Origin of the sequence: Zobellia sp. OII3, assembly GCF_002211465.1 — a bacterium.
In the GTDB taxonomy this organism is placed as follows: domain Bacteria; phylum Bacteroidota; class Bacteroidia; order Flavobacteriales; family Flavobacteriaceae; genus Zobellia; species Zobellia galactanivorans.
On record NZ_MWRZ01000014.1, the window covers coordinates 50948 to 73279 of the forward strand.

At 42.8% G+C, this 22332-nt stretch carries 23 protein-coding genes and 1 pseudogene; 14 read left to right on the forward strand and 10 right to left on the reverse strand.

What is annotated here, in order from left to right; genetic code table 11:
• Window positions 1-43: 43 nt before the first annotated feature.
• Together B4Q04_RS20840 and B4Q04_RS20845 are read right to left on the reverse strand one after the other, a co-directional pair.
• The gene (locus tag B4Q04_RS20840; protein WP_013992055.1) at window positions 44-709 is read right to left on the reverse strand and encodes a uracil-DNA glycosylase family protein; all 666 of its coding nucleotides are present in this window, start codon (window positions 707-709) and stop codon (window positions 44-46) included.
• Window positions 710-724: 15 nt separating this feature from the next.
• Window positions 725-4177: a pyruvate carboxylase gene (locus tag B4Q04_RS20845; protein WP_088697970.1), complete on the reverse strand. Its 3453-nt coding sequence runs from the start codon at window positions 4175-4177 to the stop codon at window positions 725-727.
• A gap of 197 nt (window positions 4178-4374) precedes the next feature.
• On the opposite strand from B4Q04_RS20845, the gene B4Q04_RS20850 reads away from it, so the two are divergent.
• Window positions 4375-4503 (forward strand): 30S ribosomal protein THX, encoded by a 129-nt coding sequence (locus B4Q04_RS20850; protein WP_013992057.1) that lies wholly within the window; start codon window positions 4375-4377, stop codon window positions 4501-4503.
• 1 nt (window position 4504) lies between these two features.
• Here B4Q04_RS20850 and yaaA read toward each other — a convergent pair whose 3' ends face one another.
• From yaaA to B4Q04_RS20865, 3 genes are all read right to left on the reverse strand, one after another.
• Window positions 4505-5266, reverse strand: coding sequence for a peroxide stress protein YaaA (gene yaaA / locus B4Q04_RS20855; RefSeq protein WP_013992058.1), 762 nt, complete (start codon window positions 5264-5266; stop codon window positions 4505-4507).
• 105 nt (window positions 5267-5371) lie between these two features.
• The gene (locus B4Q04_RS20860) at window positions 5372-6400 is read right to left on the reverse strand and encodes an RluA family pseudouridine synthase (protein ID WP_088697971.1); all 1029 of its coding nucleotides are present in this window, start codon (window positions 6398-6400) and stop codon (window positions 5372-5374) included.
• 3 nt (window positions 6401-6403) lie between these two features.
• A complete protein-coding gene (locus tag B4Q04_RS20865) occupies window positions 6404-6991 on the reverse strand; it encodes a PASTA domain-containing protein (RefSeq protein ID WP_013992060.1) in 588 nt (195 codons plus the stop codon).
• A gap of 93 nt (window positions 6992-7084) precedes the next feature.
• On the opposite strand from B4Q04_RS20865, the gene B4Q04_RS20870 reads away from it, so the two are divergent.
• From B4Q04_RS20870 to B4Q04_RS20890, 5 genes are all read left to right on the forward strand, one after another.
• Window positions 7085-8065 (forward strand): D-alanine--D-alanine ligase, encoded by a 981-nt coding sequence (locus B4Q04_RS20870; RefSeq protein ID WP_088697972.1) that lies wholly within the window; start codon window positions 7085-7087, stop codon window positions 8063-8065.
• A 44-nt stretch (window positions 8066-8109) separates the two neighbouring features.
• Entirely contained in the window at window positions 8110-8565 is a 456-nt protein-coding gene (gene coaD / locus B4Q04_RS20875) for a pantetheine-phosphate adenylyltransferase (RefSeq protein WP_013992062.1), read from the forward strand.
• Between the two features lie 206 nt (window positions 8566-8771).
• Window positions 8772-10622 (forward strand): PAS domain-containing protein, encoded by a 1851-nt coding sequence (locus tag B4Q04_RS20880; RefSeq protein WP_013992063.1) that lies wholly within the window; start codon window positions 8772-8774, stop codon window positions 10620-10622.
• The gene (locus B4Q04_RS20885; RefSeq protein ID WP_013992064.1) at window positions 10609-11013 is read left to right on the forward strand and encodes a response regulator; all 405 of its coding nucleotides are present in this window, start codon (window positions 10609-10611) and stop codon (window positions 11011-11013) included. Before B4Q04_RS20880 ends, B4Q04_RS20885 begins: the two co-directional genes overlap by 14 nt.
• 34 nt (window positions 11014-11047) lie before the next feature.
• Window positions 11048-12823, forward strand: a complete 1776-nt coding sequence (locus B4Q04_RS20890) for a M14 family metallopeptidase (RefSeq protein WP_236631070.1) — start codon at window positions 11048-11050, stop codon at window positions 12821-12823.
• A gap of 6 nt (window positions 12824-12829) precedes the next feature.
• Here B4Q04_RS20890 and B4Q04_RS20895 read toward each other — a convergent pair whose 3' ends face one another.
• Window positions 12830-13417, reverse strand: a complete 588-nt coding sequence (locus B4Q04_RS20895; protein ID WP_088697978.1) for an NUDIX hydrolase — start codon at window positions 13415-13417, stop codon at window positions 12830-12832.
• 7 nt (window positions 13418-13424) lie between these two features.
• On the opposite strand from B4Q04_RS20895, the gene pyrE reads away from it, so the two are divergent.
• Window positions 13425-14066, forward strand: a complete 642-nt coding sequence (pyrE, locus tag B4Q04_RS20900; protein ID WP_013992067.1) for an orotate phosphoribosyltransferase — start codon at window positions 13425-13427, stop codon at window positions 14064-14066.
• 7 nt (window positions 14067-14073) lie between these two features.
• Window positions 14074-14466 (forward strand): orotate phosphoribosyltransferase, encoded by a 393-nt coding sequence (locus B4Q04_RS20905; protein ID WP_088697973.1) that lies wholly within the window; start codon window positions 14074-14076, stop codon window positions 14464-14466.
• Here B4Q04_RS20905 and B4Q04_RS20910 read toward each other — a convergent pair whose 3' ends face one another.
• On the reverse strand, window positions 14467-15198 hold the full coding sequence (locus B4Q04_RS20910; protein ID WP_013992069.1) for a biotin--[acetyl-CoA-carboxylase] ligase: 732 nt from the start codon (window positions 15196-15198) through the stop codon (window positions 14467-14469). It lies immediately after the preceding gene.
• 92 nt (window positions 15199-15290) lie between these two features.
• On the opposite strand from B4Q04_RS20910, the gene rsfS reads away from it, so the two are divergent.
• The 6 genes from rsfS to B4Q04_RS20940 are packed head-to-tail and all read left to right on the forward strand — an operon-like array spanning window position 15291 to window position 20085.
• The gene (gene rsfS, locus B4Q04_RS20915; protein WP_013992070.1) at window positions 15291-15674 is read left to right on the forward strand and encodes a ribosome silencing factor; all 384 of its coding nucleotides are present in this window, start codon (window positions 15291-15293) and stop codon (window positions 15672-15674) included.
• 9 nt (window positions 15675-15683) lie between these two features.
• A complete protein-coding gene (gene ftsH / locus B4Q04_RS20920) occupies window positions 15684-17693 on the forward strand; it encodes an ATP-dependent zinc metalloprotease FtsH (protein WP_013992071.1) in 2010 nt (669 codons plus the stop codon).
• A 58-nt stretch (window positions 17694-17751) separates the two neighbouring features.
• Window positions 17752-18366 carry an LUD domain-containing protein gene (locus B4Q04_RS20925; RefSeq protein ID WP_088697974.1) on the forward strand — a complete coding sequence of 205 codons (615 nt, stop codon included), beginning with the start codon at window positions 17752-17754 and terminating at the stop codon, window positions 18364-18366.
• A gap of 1 nt (window position 18367) precedes the next feature.
• A complete protein-coding gene (locus tag B4Q04_RS20930) occupies window positions 18368-19171 on the forward strand; it encodes a phosphatidate cytidylyltransferase (RefSeq protein ID WP_013992073.1) in 804 nt (267 codons plus the stop codon).
• The gene (locus tag B4Q04_RS20935) at window positions 19161-19844 is read left to right on the forward strand and encodes a phosphatidylserine decarboxylase family protein (RefSeq protein ID WP_013992074.1); all 684 of its coding nucleotides are present in this window, start codon (window positions 19161-19163) and stop codon (window positions 19842-19844) included. The genes B4Q04_RS20930 and B4Q04_RS20935 overlap by 11 nt, the downstream gene beginning before the upstream one ends.
• The gene (locus B4Q04_RS20940; RefSeq protein WP_013992075.1) at window positions 19819-20085 is read left to right on the forward strand and encodes an acyl-CoA-binding protein; all 267 of its coding nucleotides are present in this window, start codon (window positions 19819-19821) and stop codon (window positions 20083-20085) included. Before B4Q04_RS20935 ends, B4Q04_RS20940 begins: the two co-directional genes overlap by 26 nt.
• Before the next feature lie 32 nt (window positions 20086-20117).
• On the opposite strand, the gene B4Q04_RS20945 is transcribed toward B4Q04_RS20940, so the two are convergent.
• The 3 genes and pseudogenes from B4Q04_RS20945 to B4Q04_RS22980 all read right to left on the reverse strand — a co-directional run.
• Window positions 20118-20882, reverse strand: coding sequence for a creatininase family protein (locus B4Q04_RS20945; protein ID WP_201723431.1), 765 nt, complete (start codon window positions 20880-20882; stop codon window positions 20118-20120).
• Window positions 20883-20919: 37 nt separating this feature from the next.
• A complete protein-coding gene (locus B4Q04_RS20950) occupies window positions 20920-22188 on the reverse strand; it encodes a sterol desaturase family protein (RefSeq protein WP_088697975.1) in 1269 nt (422 codons plus the stop codon).
• Between the two features lie 21 nt (window positions 22189-22209).
• Window positions 22210-22332, reverse strand: a pseudogene (locus tag B4Q04_RS22980) (IS5 family transposase); the annotation flags it as partial.

The window sequence follows — 22332 nt, forward strand, 5'->3', positions numbered from 1 at the left end:
GTTTACAGCTATTCCAATGGTAATTCCAAAGTAGAGGGATATCTTAGGAAAGAAAAAAATCGCGGTATTGGAGCACTCGAAAATCAAGGGTATTAAAATCGGCATCGGCAGCCTTCATTCTTTTGTAGGAAGCCAAACTACCCACCGCCCTATTTGCGGCACCCGATGGCGCCGTCAGGGAGACGGTCTGTATCTTCCGACCCGTTTCCGGGAGTTGAAATTGATATATTCGCGGCACCTCTTCCGAAATGGTTTCCAACTTGACCCCTATGGGTTTCAACAGCTTCCTGAAAAAATATTCAGGACCGTTTTTGCTATTACCGCCCATAAATAGTACGGTCTTCAGGTTCCGATAACGCTCTAAATAATGCAGTAAATTCCTTAGGCGTACATTCTGCATACCCAAGTCGGAAGCGTCTACCTTATCACGTTCGGCACTTTCAACAATATCGCAGACCCCGATCTTGTTGGCCAATAAAAAATTCTTGCGTTGTTCAATGGCCAAATGGGTGTTTTCATACACTAGGCCCAAATCGAAAATGCGGTCTAGAATAGGCCAGAGCATGCCGTTTCTACTACCATAGCAGAAATCGACATCATCGGCCTTTAGTTCACCTGTCGTAAACCGCGGGGGCGGAAGCGTTCCTACAATGAGTTTTTCTGCCTGCTCAAAAACAAAAGGTTCATAAGGATGCGTGTGTAAGAACATAGATATATAATATACCTATTTTAAAGTCAATACCAAATCTTCGGAATTTACCAAAGCCCCCCCTTGTAACTGTATTTTAGCAACAACCCCCTCTTCGGTAGCCGTTACGGTCGTCTCCATTTTCATGGCCTCGATAACGAAGAGCGGCTGGTTCCTTTTCACCTCTTGGCCCGTCTTGACAAGTACATTGGAAAGTAGTCCCTGCAATGGCGCCCCAATTTGTTTGGGATCACTCGGGTCTACTTTTATATTTTCCTGCTTTTCCACTTTTACGGAAGTATCCTTGATCAAAATATTTCTAAGTTGACCGTTGATCTTAAAGAAGATACTAACGTTACCGGCCTCATCGGGCTCACCTTTGAGCATCAATGAAATCAGAACGTTCTTTCCCCCTTCGAGCTCGACCATGATCTCTTCTCCCACTTCCATGCCATAGAAGAAATTTTTCGTTGGTATATTTACCAAATTTCCGTACTTCACATGGTTGTTATAGGCATCGGTAAAGACTTTCGGGTATAATTTATAGGAAAGAAAATCGGTCATTTCGAGTTCCCTGCCCATTCCCTTTTTGAACTTTCGCCTAAAAGCCTTGAACTCCTTATCAAAATCTATGGGTTCGAGATGCGCGTTGGGCCTGTTGGTATATGGCTTTTCGTCCTTTAGAACGATTTTCTGCAATTTCTTTGGAAATCCACCGACCGGTTGTCCCAAGTCTCCCCTAAAAAAGCTTTTTACCGATTCGGGAAAAGAAATATCCTCTCCCTTTTCCATAACATCCGCAACGCTTAGGTTGTTGCTGATCATATATTGCGCCATATCGCCGACTACTTTCGAGCTCGGGGTAACCTTGATGATATCCCCGAACATTTGGTTGACCTCGGCGTACATTTTGGTGACCTCGGTAAACTTATCCTCAAGCCCCAAGGCAATGGCCTGTCCTTTTAGGTTGGAATATTGTCCTCCAGGAATTTCATGATGGTACACATCGCCCGTACCCGATTTCAATCCCGATTCAAAAGTGTAATAGTAATTACGGACAGTTTCCCAATAGTTGGAGTATTCGGCGAGTTTTTCGGTATTCATCGGATTCTCGCGCTCATGAAAGCGGAGCATCTCCAAGACCGAATTGAAGTTGGGCTGGGAAGTGAGTCCCGAAAGTCCGCCCAAAGCCACATCGACCACGTCTACCCCAGCTTCGACCGCCTTTAAATAGGTAGCCGTCTGTACCGAGGAAGTATCGTGGGTATGTAAATGGATAGGAATATTGATTTCAGATTTCAAAGCCTGGATCAATTCAAAGGCGGCATTCGGCTTTAAGAGTCCGGCCATATCCTTTACACCTAAAATATGGGCTCCGGCATTCTCGATATCCTTGGCGAGTTGCACGTAGTATTTTAGGTCGTACTTTGTTTTGGAGGGATTTAGAATATCGCCCGTATAGCAAATGGAACCTTCGGCCAAACCACCGGTTCTGGTTCGTACGTGCTCGATACATGGGGCAATGGACTTCATCCAGTTTAACGAATCGAAAATCCTAAAGACATCTACGCCCGTATTCCACGATTCTTCTACAAATTTCTCGATCAGGTTATCGGGATAGGCCGTATACCCAACGCCATTTGAACCCCTAATAAGCATTTGCAGCAACACGTTGGGCATGGCCTTACGCAACAGGGCCAAACGCTCCCATGGATTTTCATGCAAGAACCTCAAACAAACATCAAAAGTGGCGCCTCCCCAGACTTCCATGGAAAATATTTCGGGATGATTCTTGGCATAGCCTTCGGCCACTTTCATCATATCTATGGTCCGCATGCGGGTCGCCAACAAACTTTGGTGGGCATCGCGCATGGTGGTATCGGTAAAATGTACTTTTTTCTCCGCCTTGAGCCATTGGGCAAATTGCTCAGGCCCCAATTCGGTCAACAAATCCTTGGTACCCCTTGGATGCCCGTCCATTTTCGGAAAGGAAGGAATTGTCGGTTTGCTAAAAATACGGCAAGGCTCAAGCTTCTTAACATCGGGATTGCCGTTTACTATGACCTCCCCTAAAAATGTAATCAGCTTATTGGCCCGGTTTCGGGGTTCGGTGAACTCAAAAAGTTTAGGTTCGTTCTTAATGAAATTGACCGTTACCTTGCCCTCGCGAAAAGTTTCGTGCTTCAAGATATTATCGAGAAAGGCCATATTGGTATTCACCCCACGGATACGGAATTCGGCCAAGGCACGGCGCATTTTTCTACAACAACCATCAAGCGTTCGGCTACGCGCCGAAACCTTTACCAACATGGAATCGAAAAAAGGCGAGATAACCACCCCTTGATAAATGCTTCCCGCATCTAAACGAATACCAAAACCGGAAGCACTTCTATAAGTAGTGACCACCCCGTAATCGGGTTTGAAGTCATTCGATGGGTCTTCAGTAGTTATTCTACATTGCAGTGCTATACCCGTTACCTGAACCGATTCTTGATTCGGTATTTTTATCTGGGTATCCGACAGTTTATATCCTCCCGCTATAAAAAGTTGGGCCTTTACCAAATCGATATTGGTAATCATTTCGGTAACCGTATGCTCTACCTGAATACGCGGATTCACCTCTATAAAATAGATACTACCGTCATCGTCTACCAAAAACTCCACCGTACCGATATTGTTATAATCGACCGCCTTGCAAATGGCTATGGCATAACGATATAGACTATCCTTGGTCTCTTGTGGGAGTCCTATCGACGGGGCGAATTCTATAACCTTCTGATACCTCCTTTGTACGGAACAATCGCGTTCGTACAAATGCACGATGTTTCCATGGGTATCGGCCACGATCTGTATTTCGATATGCTTGGGGTTCTCTACAAACTTTTCGAGGAAGACCGTATCGTCTCCAAAGGCGTTCAACGACTCCCTTTTGGCTTCGGGAAAGCCCTTTTCAAGCTCCTCTTGGGTCCGAATGACGCGCATTCCACGTCCACCACCACCCGAAGCCGCCTTTAACATCAAGGGATAACCAATGCGATCGGCTTCGGCTATGGCCGTCTTTACATCCTTCAGGTCCTTATCGCTGCTCTGAATTATGGGAATATTGTTCGCCACCGCTACCTCCTTGGCGGTGATCTTATCGCCCAAGGCCTTTAATACCGAAACTTTAGGACCGACAAAGACAATACCGTTGTCAGCGCATTTTTGGGCGAACTTGGCGTTCTCCGACAAAAATCCGTACCCCGGGTGAATGGCATCTACATTGTTCTCTTTGGCCACCTTTATAATGGCGTCAATATCCAAGTAGGGTTTTAACGGTTCGTTATCCTCCCCTATTTGATACGATTCATCGGCTTTGTAGCGGTGTAAGGAATACCGGTCTTCATAAGTATAGATCCCAACCGTTCGCACACCGATCTCAACACAGGCCCTAAAAATACGTATGGCAATTTCACCTCTGTTCGCTACTAAAACCTTTTCTATCTTCATGTTTGTGCGTTGTTTAAAATTATTACCCTTGAACCGATTCAAACAAACTTAACTTTTTTGCTCTAGGATAGCAATATGACACCCTTATAAATTATAGGAATTTTGTGACGTTTCTATGTCACCTTAAGAAAGTCAGTTTGCGCTTTACTTGATATTCCGAACCTAAAATAGTATCTTCAGCTAAAGAATAATATCACATGGGAAGAGGAGACAAAAAATCGAGAAGAGGGAAAATTGCCAATCGCTCTTACGGGGCAAGGCGCCCTAGAAAAATTAAGAGACGCCCTACCGTAGAAGAAAAAATCAGCCTAAAGAAAAAGAAATAGATTACCTGATAAAAACAGGTTCGTTTTCTTTTAAGGTATGTGACGGGCTAAACTCATATTCGTTATAGTTGAACCCTTTCAGTTCATCAAGGCTTTGCACTTCGTTATCTATAATATAACGAACCATGGCACCGCGCGCTTTCTTTGCAAAGAAACTAATAACCTTGAGCTTGTCGTTTTTCCAATCTTTGAATATGGGGGTAATAATAGGTACTTTCAGCGCCTTTTTGTCAATGGCACTAAAATATTCGTTGCTCGCCAGGTTGATAAAAAGCTCATCGTCTTTCAATTCCGAATTCAAGGTATCGGTCAGGGTCTTTTTCCAAAACTCGTAAAGGTTCTTCTTTCTACCGACCTTCAGCTGCGTACCCATTTCCAAACGATAGGGCTGCATAAGGTCAAGGGGGCGAAGAATACCGTACAATCCCGAGAGGATACGTAATCTTTCCTGTAATTTCTCCATCTTATGGGAGGGTATGGTATAGGGATCCAGTCCCTGATAGACATCACCCGTGAACGCATAAATGGCCGGTCTGGAATTTTTCAGGGTAAAAGGCACTTCAAAGTTCTGGTTTCGCTCATAATTGAGCTGGGCCAAATTATCGGAAATCCCCATAAGCTCAGATAGGGCCTTTGGACTTTTTTTGGCCAAAACCTTGTTCAGGCTCTGGGCCTCATCTAAAAATTGTGGTTGTGTTTCCTTATATTTTGGATATTCTTTTTCAAAATCCAAGGATTTTGCAGGAGAGATAACGATTTTCATGCTTGTGTCTATTTCAAAACTTCAGGTAAAAATACTGATGATCCAGAGTAAAACCTATGCATTTGGAAAAGAGTTATCGATAGGGCTATCGATGTTCCTTATAACCTATTTGCTACTGTGCTGTGCATAGTGCCTCCATTTATCGATACAATCGACCATATCTTGGGGAATTTCAGAATCGAAACGCATGGTCTCGCCCGTTACGGGATGTACAAAACCCAAGGTTTTGGCATGTAAGGCCTGCCGGGGCAGTACTTTGAAGGCGTTGTCCACAAACTGTTTGTACTTGGTAAATGTGGTGCCCTTTAATATTTTATCACCTCCATAGCGCTCATCGTTAAAGAGGGTATGGCCTATGTATTTCATATGCGCCCGGATCTGATGGGTACGACCTGTTTCGAGCTTACACGACACCAAGGTTACATAACCCAACCTTTCTATAACGGAGTAATGCGTTACGGCTTCCTTGCCTTCATCACCCTCTGGGAAGACCTGCATTTGTAAGCGGTTCTTTGGATTTCTGGCAATATTGCCCTCAATCGTCCCATGATCATCCTCCACATTGCCCCATACCAAGGCTATATATTCCCTTTCCGATGTTTTATCGAAAAATTGTTTGGCAAGATGGGTCATTGCAGCCTCGGTTTTGGCTACCACTAAAAGTCCCGACGTATCCTTATCTATACGGTGCACCAAGCCTGGCCGTTCGTTACTATTTACAGGAAGGTCTTTGATATGATGTAGTAGCGCATTGATCAGCGTACCCGAATAGTTACCATGACCTGGGTGTACCACCATTCCGGCGGGCTTGTTCACCACCAAGAGCACATCGTCTTCGTAAACGATATCGATAGGAATATCTTCAGGAACCAAAAGAAATTCATGCGGCGGATGCTCGAACAAGACCTTTACCTCATCGCCCGGTTTTACCTTGTAATTTTGTTTTACGATAGCCCCATTGACCCAAATATGACCACTTTTCGCAGCCTGTTGGATTTTGTTTCGGGTAGCGTATTCTATGAAATTCATTAAGAATTTATCGACCCTTAACGGTTCTTGACCTTTTGAGGCTACAAAACGGTGATGCTCAAAAAGCTCGTCATCGTTCAGTTCTTGGTTTTCCGGTGTTTGCATGTATTATTCTGAATCTGCTTGAACCCTGGCCTGATCGGTAATGGAGCCATTACCACAAACCAATTCTATCTTAGAGGTTTTAGGCAGCTTGTCGCCGGGTTTGATTTGCTTGCCCTTGTACTTAATATAATAGACCATGTCTTTACCCAACTGGTCAATATAGGTAACCCGCTGCACATCAAGACCTACGGCGCGTAACATTGAGGTAGCGTTACGCTGGGTAACCTGTATAATATTAGGAACGGAAACTTTTTTATAGCCGGAAGGATTTACGGTCAGATAAATTTTTCGGTTTTCCTTGACCTTACTACCCGCCGGTGGATTTTGCTCTATAATCGAAAACCTCGGATACTCGGGATTGAAGTTTGCCGAATCGAGAACTTCATATCTTAATTTTGCTGCTTCTGCCGACTTACGCATATCGGGAACCGACATCTTGGCAAAATTGGGCACTTCAACAAATTCACCGTGATTGGTGGTAGAGCTTAACCAGCGCAATACAAAAATCGATACAACTACCAAAAGCACTATCGCCAGGCCTAGTTGAATAAAAAACACCCTACTTTTTAAAAAGTTGAAAAAATTACGCATATGTTTATTTTAACGGTACAAATATAGTGAACTCGTATTGCTTTTTTTGTTTAATTTCGGTTTCGTTTTATTGCCAAGAATTTAAACGGTCGTATGAAGAAAAATATTGCCATCATTATGGGGGGCTACTCTAGCGAGTACAAAATTTCGTTAAACAGTGGAAATGTAGTACACCGCTACCTGAACAAAGAAAGGTTCAACACCTATCGTATCCATATTTTTAAAGAAAAATGGGTCTATGTTGATGCAAACGAAAAAGAACACCCGGTAAACAAGGCCGATTTTACGGTAGACACCGATCAGGGTCACGTGGCTTTTGATTGTGTTTTCAATGCCATTCACGGCACTCCGGGCGAAGACGGCCTCATGCAGGCTTATTTTGAGCTGCTAGGCATTCCCCAGACCTCATGCGACTATTACCAATCGGCCCTTACCTTTAATAAGCGTGACCTTTTAAGCGTATTGAAGCCGTATGGTATAAAATCCGCCCCATCTTATTATTTGAACCTCGGCGACCCGATCGATGAGGAAGCGATTATTGCCAAGGTAGGCCTACCCTGTTTCGTAAAGGCCAACAAAGCCGGCAGCAGTTTTGGCATTTCCAAAGTACATGAAAAAGAAAATTTAAGAAGCGCCATAGACAAGGCCTACCAAGAAGACGATGAAATTATCATTGAAGGCTTTCTCGACGGAACGGAAGTTTCCGTTGGTGTGATTACCTACAAAGGAGAAACCAAGGTGTTGCCCATTACCGAAATCGTTTCGGAAAACGACTTCTTTGATTACGAAGCAAAGTACCAAGGCAAATCGCAAGAAATAACCCCTGCCCGCATTTCCAAAATACAGCGAGACAAGGTGGAAGAAATGGCCAAGCGCGCTTACGAAGTATTAAAAATGAAAGGTTATTCAAGAAGCGAGTTCATATTTATTGAAGACGAACCTTATATGTTGGAGATGAACACGACCCCTGGCCTGACCACCGAAAGCATATTACCACAGCAGGCCGAAAAGGCCGGCATTTCTTTGGAAGAACTATTTACAAGCGCCGTTGATGAAGCACTCAACCAAAAATGACCTACCTTTAAGAAATAAGATACGCTCCTAAAACGAACAAACCCATGAGACGCGCAATTTTTCCCGGTTCTTTCGACCCTTTGACCCTAGGCCACTTCGATATCATACAAAGAGGTATCACCCTGTTCGACGAACTTATCATTGCCATTGGTGTAAATTCCGAAAAGAAATACATGTTCACCTTAGAAGAGCGTATGCACTTCATCGAACAGGCATTCAAAGACGAGCCTAAAATAAAGGTACTCACTTACGAAGGGCTGACCGTAGACTTTTGTAAGAAAATAGAAGCGGACTTCATTCTGAGGGGATTAAGAAATCCGGGGGACTTTGAATTTGAAAAAGCGATTGCCCATACGAACAGAAAATTATCTGAAATAGAAACCGTTTTTTTATTGACCTCCTCAGGAAAATCTTACATCAGCTCGTCAATTGTCAGGGACGTAATTCGAAACGGAGGCGACTATACGGGCCTCGTACCGGATACCGTACGTATTTCATAGACCCTAAACCGCCTTTCACCCTAATAATTCGTTAAAATACACAAATGTTAAAATAAAATCGTATTTTGTAAGTAAATACGACGCTTTGGCTATTTAAAGTCGTAAACATCCCATTTTTCTTGCAACACAACGAGTTTTATACTATTCACAACAAAGGTTTAGATATAAAGTAAAATGCCTCTACTTTAGTCAGAAATTACAGTAATATGTTGAACGGAACCAAAACCATACAAAACAACCCCCTTGTAAAACAGCTGCCATCAGCCACTGTTTTCACGAACAAAAAGTTCGAGGTTGTGTATGCGTCCGATAAATTCGTACGTGATTTTGGTTTTGATTCCCAGCTCGTTTTTGGCAAACCCATCAACGAACTGTTCACTACTTTGTCGGACAATTGGGAGAACACTTTGTACAACTGCCTTTCGAATTCTTCTGAGCACCTCAACGTTACTTACAGCTTAAAAAGCGAAGCAGATGCCAAATGGTATAAATGGTCATGCACGGCTTGGCTGAACGATACCAATGAAACCATGGGGCTGATCATTCACTTTAACGATATTACCGAAGAGAAACTAAAAGGGGAAAAAGTAGCCAAGCTTCAATCACTTCTTGATGCCACTTGCGAAATCAGTAAAATAGGCGTTTGGGAATATGATTTTATGAGCGATACACTTATCGGCTGTGATGTTATTCGCGAAATCTATGGGGTTTCCAAAGATTACAAATTCAGCTTTGACTCGGCCATCAGCCAATACAAAGACGGACACAGTAGAAATACCATTGCCATGCACGTGCACGATACCTTAATGAACGGTAAGACTTGGAATGAAAAACTACAGTTCAAAACTATAAAGGGCAAGGAAATTTGGGTACAGGTAGCTGGTATGCCCACCTATATCGACGGTAAAATCGTAGGCCTAAAAGGCACTTTACAGAACATAGAGGAACAGATACGCCGTGAGGCCAAGACCAAGGAAAACGAGCTCTTGATGCGCACGCTTATCGACAACCTGCCCCTGAACGTTTTTATAAAGGACACAGAGTCTCGAAAAATTCTGGTAAACAAATCGGAATGCGAGTATATGGGCGTCGAAAATCCCGACCAATTATTGGGGAAAAACGATTTTGATCTCTTTGATAAAGACGTAGCCCAAATATCGAGGGCAGAAGACCTCCATGTAATGGAAACCTTAATACCTATGTTGGGCCGTGAAACGACCAGCAGGACCAAAGATGGTAAAATGGTGACCTTTCTCACCTCAAAAATACCCTTAAAATCCAACAACGGAAAGGCTCAGGGCCTCGTAGGTATCAGTATGGATATCACGGACCTGAAACAAAAAGAACAAGAACTACGCGACCTGATCAACGTTACTTCCCAACAAAACAAAAAACTGGTCAACTTCGCACATATCGTTTCGCACAACCTACGTTCGCACACAGCTAATTTTTCTATGCTTTTAGACTTTTTGGCCCACGAAAAGAACGAAAACGAAAAGGTTAAGATTACAGAAATGCTTACCCAAGCTTCTGACAATCTACTGGAAACCCTAGAAAACCTGAACGAGGTAGTTGCCATAAACACCAATATCAACCTTAAAAAGAAACCCGTACGGCTCAACCAACGTATAGCTTCTGTAAAACATAATCTCAAACCTTTTTTTACAAGCAACGAGGCCCGAATTATCAATACGATTAGCGACGATGTAAAAATAAACGTTATACCATCGTACATCGACAGCATACTGATGAACTTCTTTACCAATGCCATCAAATACAAGCATCCGGACAGAAGCCCTATAATCAGGCTGGAAACTAAACATGAGGAGGGCTACACCATTCTCTCCATCTCAGATAACGGACTCGGTATCGATCTGAATAAGTATGGCGAAAAATTATTCGGTATGTACAAGACCTTTCACGACCATAGTGATTCTAGAGGTATTGGCCTATACATTACAAAAAATCAAATTGAAGCTATGAACGGCAAAGTAACCGTTGCCAGTGAGGTAGGCGTAGGCACCACCTTCAAAATCTATTTTAATGAACAAAATTGAGAGTATTTGTATTATCGATGATGATCCGATTACGGTGTTCGGCATTCAAAAAATGTTGAGCCTCGTTGTGCAGTGCGATGATATTACAGTATACCGTAATGGCAAGTTGGCAATTGACGGAATCAAACGACGAATAGAAGAAAACAAGCAAGCCCCACAGGTCATTTTTTTAGACATCAATATGCCCATCATGGACGGATGGCAATTTCTAGATGAATTCATAACCCTGTCCACAAAAGAAAAAGTAAGGGTAAACATTATTACCTCTTCCATTGACAAAATCGACTTGCAAAAATGGGAGTGCTTCAAGCAAAAAACCGACCACACCATTACCTTCAACAACAAACCCATCCGTAAAGAACACGTTGCCGAGATTACCAAAGTAGCATAGTTAAAACTTGGTTGTTTTTGCTTATTTTTGGTATATGCGACAAAGATTTACGAAAATTAGCTCGGGGATATTCAACCTTCTTGTTCTGACCCTGTTGTTCTGTTCTTCTTGCGAAAGCGAACAAGATGACCAAACAGCAGATTACAAGACCCGTTTTGAACTCAGTAAGGGCACGGAAACGGCCACCTATCTAGAGACCATCGATTTCTACATCCGATTGGCCAAAGATTTTCCCGAAATCAATATGCAGACCATCGGCAGTACCGATAGTGGCTATCCGCTTCATATTATCACCTACAACCCCGATGGCGATTTCAACTTAAAAAAAGTAAGTAGCGACAAGACCATTTTGTTTATAAATAACGGCATTCACCCTGGGGAGAGCGACGGTATTGACGCTACCATGCTCCTGTTCCGGGATTTTGCATCGGGAAAAATACCCGCCCCCAAAAACACGGTCCTGGTTACCATCCCCATATACAATATAGGCGGAGCCCTTAACCGAAACAATACAACAAGGGCCAACCAGAACGGCCCAAAGGCCTACGGTTTTCGCGGCAACACCCTAAACTACGACCTGAACAGGGACTTTATAAAGGCAGACACCAAGAACGCCCGTACTTTTTTCCAAATTTTTCATACGGTAAACCCTGATATATTCATCGACAACCACGTAAGCAACGGTGCGGACTACCAATACACCCTAACCCATCTTTTTACCCAACACAACAAATTGGGCGGCGAACTAGGCGATTATATTCACAACAAGATGATGCCCTCACTAGAAAAATCATTATTGGAAGATGATTGGAGCATTACCCCTTACGTCAACGTCTTCAACCAAGTACCCGAAAAAGGGTTTTCGCAGTTTATGGATTACCCCAGATACTCCACAGGATACACTACGCTTTGGAACACATTCGGCATGATGGTAGAAACCCATATGCTAAAGCCCTACAAACAAAGGATTGAAGGAACCTATGAACTCATGACGAAAATGATTTCATTGGCAGAAACCGATGCCAAGGAAATAAAACGACTAAGGGCAGAAGCCAAACACAGACACAAGAATTGGACACACTACCCCACCAAATGGCAAATAGACACCACCAAAACAACCGTTTTGGATTTTAAGGGATATGAAGCCGATACGCTTACCAGCGAGGTTACCGGACTCACCCGTTTGAAATATGACCGAAACAAGCCCTTTGTCAAGAAAGTCAATTATCAAAACCATTATATCTCGACAGACTCGGTCGAAATTCCCGAAGCCTACGTTTTAAAAAAGGGATGGCACAAAGTACTTACCCTGCTTGACCTCAACAAGATCAACTACAACACCATACAGAAAGATACGGTGATTGCCGTAGAATCATACAAAATAGACCATTACAAGACCTTAGACTACCCTTATGAAGGGCATTACCCCCACTACGACACCAAAGTAAAGGTCAGCGTTAAAAACATAAAGTTTCAACAAGGCGATATTCTTATACCTACCGACCAAGAAGGCATCAGGTATATTATTGAAACCTTGGAACCCGAAACCACGGATTCGTTCTTTAACTGGAATTTTTTCGATAGTATTTTACAACAAAAGGAAGGTTTCTCTCCCTACGTTTTTGAAGATGAAGCTGCCGAATTACTAAAACAAAACCAAGTATTAAAAGATAGTTTTCTCTCTAAAAAAGCCAACGACCCTGAGTTCAATGCCAATTGGTACGCCCAATTGGATTGGCTATTCAAGCGATCGAAGCACTATGAAGAGGCCCATTTACAGTATCCGGTATACCGTATAATAAAAAAGTAAAGACCCTTAATCGCCAAAAAGTATCTTGATGTTATTATAGGAGTTCTGAAGGGCTTCCTGAATTTTTTTTGGCCCTTTCCACTTCACTTTTTCTATCCCTTCTTTCTTTTCAGGCTTAAGTTTGCCATCATAGTCTGTTCTCATAGCGTACCAATGCACCTCTTTTAGAGTATAGACGCCGTTGTTACTGAACACGTGATATGTCTTCCTAAGAAAATTCTCTATGCGCAGGTCCTTGACACCGGTCTCTTCCATAACTTCGCGTATGGCGCAAGTCTCAATCGACTCGCCTTTGTCCAATTTCCCTTTTGGCAAATCCCATTTATCGTTCCTATAAATGAACAATACCTCGCCAAGGTTGTTGGTTACCACGCCACCTGCCGCTACGACCAAAGGAATTTTTCGTGTAAACTTCTTTAGGATCTCCTCATGATTGGGGTGATAAATATAGGCCTCGGTCATTTTTTTCTTCCGTAACGCCTTGATCGCCGACTGTATAGAATCTTCGTTTAACAAAAAATATTCACCATCTCCCGTTTCCGAAAGTTTATTTGTCAAGATCAAGGGCAATTCGTTCACAAAAACTTTATACATTTGCGTCATGGTTTTAGACAAGAATACAGCCAAGAAAACGGCCGAACTCCTATTGCAAATTAATGCAATTAAGTTGAAACCGGAAAATCCTTTCTCATGGGCTTCCGGATGGAAATCACCAATCTATTGTGACAACCGTATAATACTCTCTTATCCCGCCATAAGAAACTTCGTCAGGGAAGAAATGGCCAAGCAAGTAGAGTCACTTTACGGTAAGCCGGATATTATTGCCGGAGTAGCCACGGGCGCCATCGGAATAGGTGCCTTAGTAGCCGATTTTCTGGGGCTTCCGTTCATTTACGTTAGGCCCGAGCCCAAGTCCCACGGACGAAAAAACCAGATTGAAGGCCAACTAGAGCCCAATCAAACGGTGGTGGTAATCGAAGATTTGATCAGCACGGGAAAAAGTAGCCTGAACGCAGTTGACGCCTTAACCGAGGCCGGGGCCAAAGTCAAAGGCATGTTAGCCATTTTCACCTATGGTTTCGATGTGGCACAAAGCAATTTTGAAGCAAAAAATGTTTCTTTAAATACCTTGAGTGATTACGAACACCTGATCGAACAGGCTTCGGACACCCACTTTATTAAAGAAGACCAGTTAAACGCCCTATTGGAATGGAGAAAAAATCCATCGAAGTGGCAGCAATAATATTGATATGCATATAGAAACACCTCAAAAAAATATAGCCAAAGAAAACAAAGAAGTCTTTGAGTTCTTGACCGACCTGAAGAATTTTGAAAAATTGATGCCCGATAACATCGAAAAATTCGAGGTCATTAATGAAGATCGGTTTCTTTTTGCCCTAAGTGGCATGCCACAGATTGTTTTACAACGTCAGGGTCAAACCCCTTATAGCCAAATTGTATTGGGTGCCGCCAGTGATAAATTGCCTTTTACCCTAACAGCCGACATCACATCGATAAATGACACCGAAAGTGGGGTTACCCTAAGTTTTGAAGGCAAGTTCAACGCTATGATGGCCATGATGATCAAACATCCGATCACCAATTTCATGGGAACACTTTCAGAAAACCTATCGAAAATCTGATCAGTAGAGCAGTTTCACCTCTTTGATATCGAATTCTTGCATGATATTGTCTTCAAGGGCTATAACCAGTTTTCCTTTGGGAGAAATACCACGAATGAACCCCATAAAGAGTTCTCCATTTCGATTTTCAAAGGTTGAGGGCTTGTCTTTTCGAAAAAGGACTTCCTCATAGGCCTGCCACAATTTCACCATGGGCCCTACCTTTATTTTCAAAAAATTCTGTTTTAAACTTTCAACTATAGCATGCAACAGCTCATCGAGATTAAAATTTTTACCCAAAATCAGTTTTAAGGAAGAGGCATTTTCAACATTACCGAAAAATGTTTGGTTCACATTTAGGCCAATACCTATCACGGCCGTATTTATTTGCCCCCCAGAAAGCAAATTCTCAATAAGAATCCCACAAATTTTCGAAGTACCTGACAGAATGTCGTTGGGCCATTTTATGCTAAGGTTCGGCACTTGATACGCCTTCAGCACGTCATAAACGGCAAGTGAAACACAGATGTTCAACGCAAAAAAATCATCGGCAACCAAATGCAATTCATTTTTCAAAACACTGATCGTGAGGTTTTTACCGGCCTCAGACTCCCAAACAGCCCCCATTTGCCCCTTACCCTTCAACTGTTCTTCGGCCATAACCACCGTAAAATCAGTTAAGGAACTATCGGGCAACAAACGTTTTAAATATGCGTTTGTAGAGTCCGTGGCATTAAGTTTGATTAATTGCATCGCAGGCTTAAATCGTAGATATTGTATCTATTATAAAAAACTTAGGCCTAAAAGAACAAAAAAATAATAACTTTGTAGAAATAAAATTTTGAATGCAAAAAAGCAAAGCCAATGCAGATGAACTAATTGCATTGATCTTACAGGGAATAGAAGAAGTTAAGGGCCAAGATATAAATCTGCTTGACCTACGAGATATAGAGAATACTGTTTGTGACTACTTTATAATTTGTAATGGTACTTCGAACACGCATGTAAACGCAATAGTAGGTTCAATTCGTAAAATCGTTAGCAAATCGATTCAAGACAAACCTTGGCACGTAGAGGGTGAGGATAATGCCGAATGGGTCTTGATGGATTACGTTAATGTTGTAGTACATGTATTTCAGAAACACATTCGAGAATATTATGATATCGAAGGTCTTTGGGGTGACGCCAAATTGACCACGATAGAAAGTAGCAGCAGTTTGAACCAGTAAAAAATAATAATGGCGAAAGATAACAATTCGAATACAAAAAAACCTAAGTTCAGTTCGTGGTGGGTCTACGGATTGATCGCAATTCTTTTAATAGGTTTTCAATTTATAGGTAGTGGCAACTTGGCCAGCACCAGAAAAACAACAACCTCAGAGTTACAAGAATACCTAAGAAACGGTGATGTCAAGGAAATCATGATCATCACCAATACACGTCAGGCCAAAGTCTTCCTTACAGAAGAAGCTATGGCCAAAGACGTCCATAAAGATGTAGCCGAAAAGCCATTTTTACCCTCTACCGGTGCCGTACCACAGTACGTGCTCGATTATGGTGATTTGCAGAATTTCGAGAACGAGATCAAGAACATCAAAAAAGAAAACAACCTAGATACCATTGTCGATTATGATACCGACAACAACTATCTTATGGACCTTCTTTTGGGCATACTGCCCTTTGTCTTGATTATCGGCATCTGGATTTACCTAATGCGCAGAATGTCAGGCGGCGGCGGCGGTGGTGCCGGCGGCCAGATATTTAACATCGGCAAATCAAAGGCCAAACTTTTTGACGAAAAGACCGATACGAGAACCTCGTTTAAAGATGTAGCCGGTCTTGAAGGCGCCAAAGAAGAAGTAGAAGAAATTGTAGAGTTCCTCAGAAACCCTGACAAGTATACTTCCCTAGGTGGAAAGATTCCTAAAGGAGCCCTTCTTGTAGGCCCTCCGGGAACAGGTAAGACCCTTTTGGCGAAAGCCGTGGCAGGAGAGGCCAAAGTGCCTTTCTTCTCCCTATCCGGTTCCGACTTCGTAGAAATGTTCGTCGGTGTAGGTGCTTCAAGGGTACGTGACCTTTTTAAACAAGCCAAGGATAAATCACCCGCCATTATATTTATCGATGAGATAGATGCTATTGGCCGTGCCCGTGGAAAGAACAACTTTACCGGTTCTAACGACGAACGTGAAAACACGCTCAACCAGTTGTTGACCGAAATGGACGGTTTTGGAACCAATACCAATGTTATCGTATTGGCCGCTACCAACCGTGCCGATGTTTTGGACAAGGCCCTAATGCGTGCGGGTCGTTTCGACAGACAGATATACGTAGATTTACCAGACATTAGGGAACGTAAGGAAATATTTGAGGTCCACTTAAGACCTATCAAGACCTCCGAGGCCTTAGACTTAGAATTTTTAGCGAGACAAACACCCGGTTTCTCCGGTGCCGATATTGCCAACGTTTGTAACGAGGCTGCACTTATTGCCGCCAGAAAAGAGAAAAAGGCAGTTTCCAAACAAGATTTCTTGGACGCAGTCGACAGAATAGTCGGCGGATTGGAGAAAAAGAACAAAATCATCACCCCAGGTGAAAAAGAAACAATTGCCTATCACGAAGCAGGTCATGCCACCACAAGTTGGATGCTTGAGCATGCCGCTCCACTGGTCAAGGTAACTATAGTCCCAAGGGGACAATCCTTAGGTGCCGCATGGTACTTACCCGAAGAACGCCTAATTGTGCGCCCAGAGCAGATGTTAGACGAAATGTGTGCCACTATGGGTGGTAGAGCCGCTGAAAAGGTTATCTTCAACAAGATATCTACCGGAGCATTGAGCGACTTGGAAAAAGTAACCAAGCAAGCAAGGGCCATGGTAACGATCTACGGTCTGAACGAAGAGATAGGTAACATTACCTATTACGATTCATCAGGGCAAGATTCATATGGCTTCTCCAAACCTTACAGTGAGGATACGGCCCGTAAGATCGACAAGGAAATTTCTAAAATCATAGAAGCCCAATACCAGAGGGCCATTCAGGTATTGACCGAGAACAAGGACAAGCTTACGATTCTAGCCGAAAGGTTGTTAGAAAAAGAAGTTATCTTTAAAGAAGATTTAGAAAAGATTTTCGGCAAGAGACCTTTTGACAAGGAATTCGATCAAAAAGGACAGGAAAAAATATCCGATGATACGACTGCGCCTGACAATAGCGCACTAGCTAAAGAAGAAGGCGAAGAAAATAAATAAGAACATTTAACGTTTTCTTTAACCAGAAGAGAATGTATATTGAGTTTTACAAGAGCAAATGGGGCTATTTGACAAATTATTCGGTGGTGGCAAGCAGAAGAAGGTTTCCAAAGAAACAGCGGAAACCAGAGGGGCCCACATGCCCGATCTGAACATACCTGTAGACGAGAAATTTACCATTCATTTCAAGAAAAACGGTGGTAAATTCCTCTACTGCGATTCGTTTGGCGAAATCTCTCAGGCCGTCAGAAACATTGTCAACGAAAATAGCTGGCAAGATCACCCCTTTTACATCATCGACCCTAAACTCAAGGAAAAATTTTCTAAGGAAAAAATCAGTTTTACCGACAAGACACGAGAGAGCGAAGTATTTTTCACCACTTGTGAGCATCTTATCGCCCAAAACGGCTCTATATTGGTATGTTCAAACCAGTTGATGGACAAAAAACTGAACGAACTACCGTACAACGTCATCGTTTTTGCCACGACCAGCCAATTGGTGGAGTCTATCGGCGAAGGCCTAAAGACAATCAAAAAGAAATACGGCCATAACATTCCCGCAAACATCACTACATTAAAACACTTTCAACCTAACGAGGGTAATTCAGACGATTTTTTAACTTACGGAAGTAGTTCAAAAAATCTATATCTTTTACTTTTGGAAGACCTATAACATGAAAGAAGTTTTAAGGCGTTCGCTTACCGGGGCTGTTTACATCTTTTTATTACTATCTGCCGTCTTTTTAAGCTCGGATGCCTTCGATTTTCTTTTCATGATTTTCGGGCTGGCCTGTCTCAACGAATATAAAAAGCTCGTCGACCTCAAAGGACTGCACATCTACGCCGCCTATTTGGCGCTCTGGTGGGCCTTTATCTATTTCGTTAACGACATGAGCGTGGTCTACATACTATTGTTCTGCACCATTACCGTTAACTTTGCCCTTCTTTTTTATCTTTTTTCAAAAAAGGAAAAGCTTTTCAACACGGTCCAAAAATTTATAATCGGTCTTTTTTATGTGGGCGGGGGATGTATTTTTCTTACCATGATCCCTTATACCGACAATGACTTTGCCAAGTTTCTAATTATAGGTATTTTTATCTTAATTTGGGTAAACGATTCGTTCGCTTACATCGTTGGTCGTACCTTTGGGCGAACCAAACTGTTTCCGGCGGTATCCCCAAAGAAAACGGTTGAAGGCGCTTTGGGAGGATTGGTTTTTGCCGTGGCAACAGCCTATTTCCTAGCTAAATATGAGCCTATCGTTAGCCCCGCTCAATGGGTTACCCTAGCGGTGATCATTGTAGTTACGGGCAACTTGGGCGATTTAATAGAGTCAAAATTTAAAAGAGCTGCCGGTGTAAAAGATAGTGGTGCTATTTTACCTGGCCATGGCGGGATGTTAGACCGCCTCGATAGTTTAATATTTGCAGCACCGTTTGCGTATTTAACCTTAAATATTTTCGCCCATGTTTCATAAAGAGGGTCAAAAAATTATTCTTATTACCTTTTTTATCGTTTCCGCCCTTATCCTTGGTTCGCAGTATGCCATTGAGATTCCTTGGTTACGTCTTGGCATTCAGTTGATCGCGGTAGTAATCTTGATATTGATTCTTCAATTTTTCAGAAACCCGACCCGAAGAGCCAACAAAAACTTTGACGAAATATTGGCGCCCGTAGATGGCAAGGTTGTGGTAATAGAAGAAGTAGAGGAAACCGAATTCTTTAAGGACAAACGCAAACAGGTATCCATTTTCATGTCTCCTACCAATGTGCACGTTACCCGATATCCTGCCAGTGGAAGTGTAAAATATTCAAAGTACCACCCAGGAAAATACCTTGTGGCCTGGCATCCTAAATCAAGTACCGAAAACGAACGTACGACCGTAGTCATACGCACCCCAAAGTTCGGGGACATCCTATACAGACAAATTGCAGGTGCATTGGCACGACGTATAGTGAACTATGCCGAAGAAGGCGATAACGTTCAACAGGGCGAAGATGCCGGTTTTATCAAATTCGGTTCCAGGGTCGATTTATTCTTGCCTTTGGATTGCGCCATTACCGTTAAGTTAAACCAAAAAGTAATCGGTGCAGAAACCTGTATCGCCGCAGTAGTCAAAAGGAATGAAGAAGGAGAAATTACATATTGATTTCGACAAGGCGGTAGAGTTCATGAACAACTATACCGACCCTCTGCCAGCCGACTTATTGCTCAAGTTGTATGCCTATTACAAAATAGCCAATAAAAACTATAGCAACCCAGGAAGCAGTACCCCCCTTATCAACGCCTTTAAGGCCAATGCCCTTATACAAGCGAAGAACATCAAAAAAGACGAGGCAATGAAGGCTTACATCAAACTCGTAAAGAGCGAAGTGCAAAACAAGCACTGAGCCTTACCGAGCCCCACTCCCCTTTCACAAGTCTACTCATAAAGATCCTTTGTATCGGCCTTGCACAGCTCGTAAAAGAAATGTCCCATCTTTTGGGTAACATCATTAAAGAAGCGTTCCCCTTTTTCCTTGCTGGCCTTATGCGGATTACCCACACCGGTATCTTCACTGATCTCAGACCATTTTCGTTCGGCCCAGGCCCAACCTTCCGAAAAGGATTTGATCTTAAACTTTTTGGAAGCACCCATATTCCATTTTTCCCTAGAAAGAACCAAATCCGGTCTCAAATGAAGCATAAGACTGGTCTCCATTTCATCGGCATGGTCGCCTTCCTCCTCAAAATACAAACCTTTATCCAAGGCTTGCGGAAAGCTGCAAAAGCTAATGAACATCTTGGGAAACTTATACCCCAGTTCACGCACCAAAGGCTTAAAATTATTGCCCCCATGCCCGTTAAACAGCACTAACTTATAAAGTCCCTGCCTATTGAGCACTTCTACGATATCGGTCAAAATGGCCAACTGTGTACTTGGGTTCAGGTTGATATCGAGATAAATATCGGATTGCCCCGTATTGACCCCGAAAGGCAAGGTCGGCAACACGATCGGCTTCCCTCCCTTTTCCCAAGCTACACGCGCCGCTTCCGCCGTCAAATGATCGGCTTGGATATTATCGGTAGCATAAGGCAAATGATAGTTATGCGCCTCGGTAGCTCCCCATGGCAATATCACCAACTCAAAACTTTCCTCCTTTAAAGCCTCCCAATTCGTTTCGGCTAAAATGTAAGGTCTTATCATATATAATTCTTGTTTAAAATACCTAAATTAAAAACATTTAAGCCCATGTATTCCTTTTTGGGGCCGAGGCTTCAAAATAGGTAAAATATATTCCAGAAAACAGACTTATCAAAAAGTAAAGAGCCACGAGCCAACTTCCGAAGGGCACATAACTGTCAAGACCGAACCAATCGCCTGTAAACGAGATCAAGGCCAAGCCTAAAACACCCCTAAACAGTTCTATATACACGGCATACTCCTTGCGGTCCATCAAAGTGGTATAACCATAAACACCGGTGAAAACCACAAAGCCGAACAGAAACAGCCCCTTCGGCCCGATTGCCGAAAAATTATAGAACATAAACCATATAAAGCCCGTAGTGACCAACATTTGAAAAACCGCATATACTTTTAAAGCGGTCGATGCAGGGGTTTCGTAACGGGTAAAACCGTAGACATCCTCAATAATGGCTATGGGGTATTTTTCTTTGACATCATCGGGCCGCCAGCCAGTAGGCATAAACCAAATTCGAAACTTGTCCCAATAGTTTTTAGTATACCATGCATCACGGATCAAACGCCATAAGTGTTGAAAATTAATCGGGATCGGATTCCATGTCGAAGCGGGTTTCAACACCCCAAACTGAGGGGGTACATCATCAAGTTCTTCTTGAAAGGTACCGAAGCAACGATCCCAAATACAAAAAATCTGTCCGAGGTTCTTATCGATATACTCGGGATTAATAGCGTGGTGCACGCGATGTTGCGAAGGGGTTACAATAATATATTCGGCCCAGCCCATTTTACCTATGTGCTGTGTATGGTACCAAAATTGCGCGAAGAGATGAACGGGCAAAAGAATAGCCATTACCTCATTAGGCACGCCAAGAACCGCTGCAGGAATCAACAATAACGGAAAATAGCCGATCAAATTAGAGATAGGCTGACGCAATGCACAGGCCAAATTAAACTCTTCACTACTGTGATGGACCACATGCTGGTTCCAGAAAAAATTTATTTTATGACTCAAACGATGGTTCCAATATCCCGCAAAGTCGACTACGACAAAGGCAATCAACCATACCGACCACGTAGCCTCCATTTGAAACACCGCCAAATGCTCCAATAAAAAAGGATAGGTTACCAAGGCCACCCCTAGGCCCAAGGTATCTTTAATAATATTGGTAAAGCCCGAGCTTATACTCGATACGGAATCCATCACCTTATGCTTTTGGTCCTTTACAAAATACCCATACCCTATTTCAATGGCCAAGAGCACCATAAAAACGGGGATAGCATACAAAAGTGCCTGAGCATAGGTTTCCACTTGCCGTAGTATTACATGAACTCATTTAAACTTTTTTAGTTTGATTTTTTTCAGGGCGATTACGATGAATGATAGGTAGTTGAACCCTTTCCAACTCTCAACGGAGGTATCGAACCTGTTGAGCAGTGACCTGAAACTGTCGAT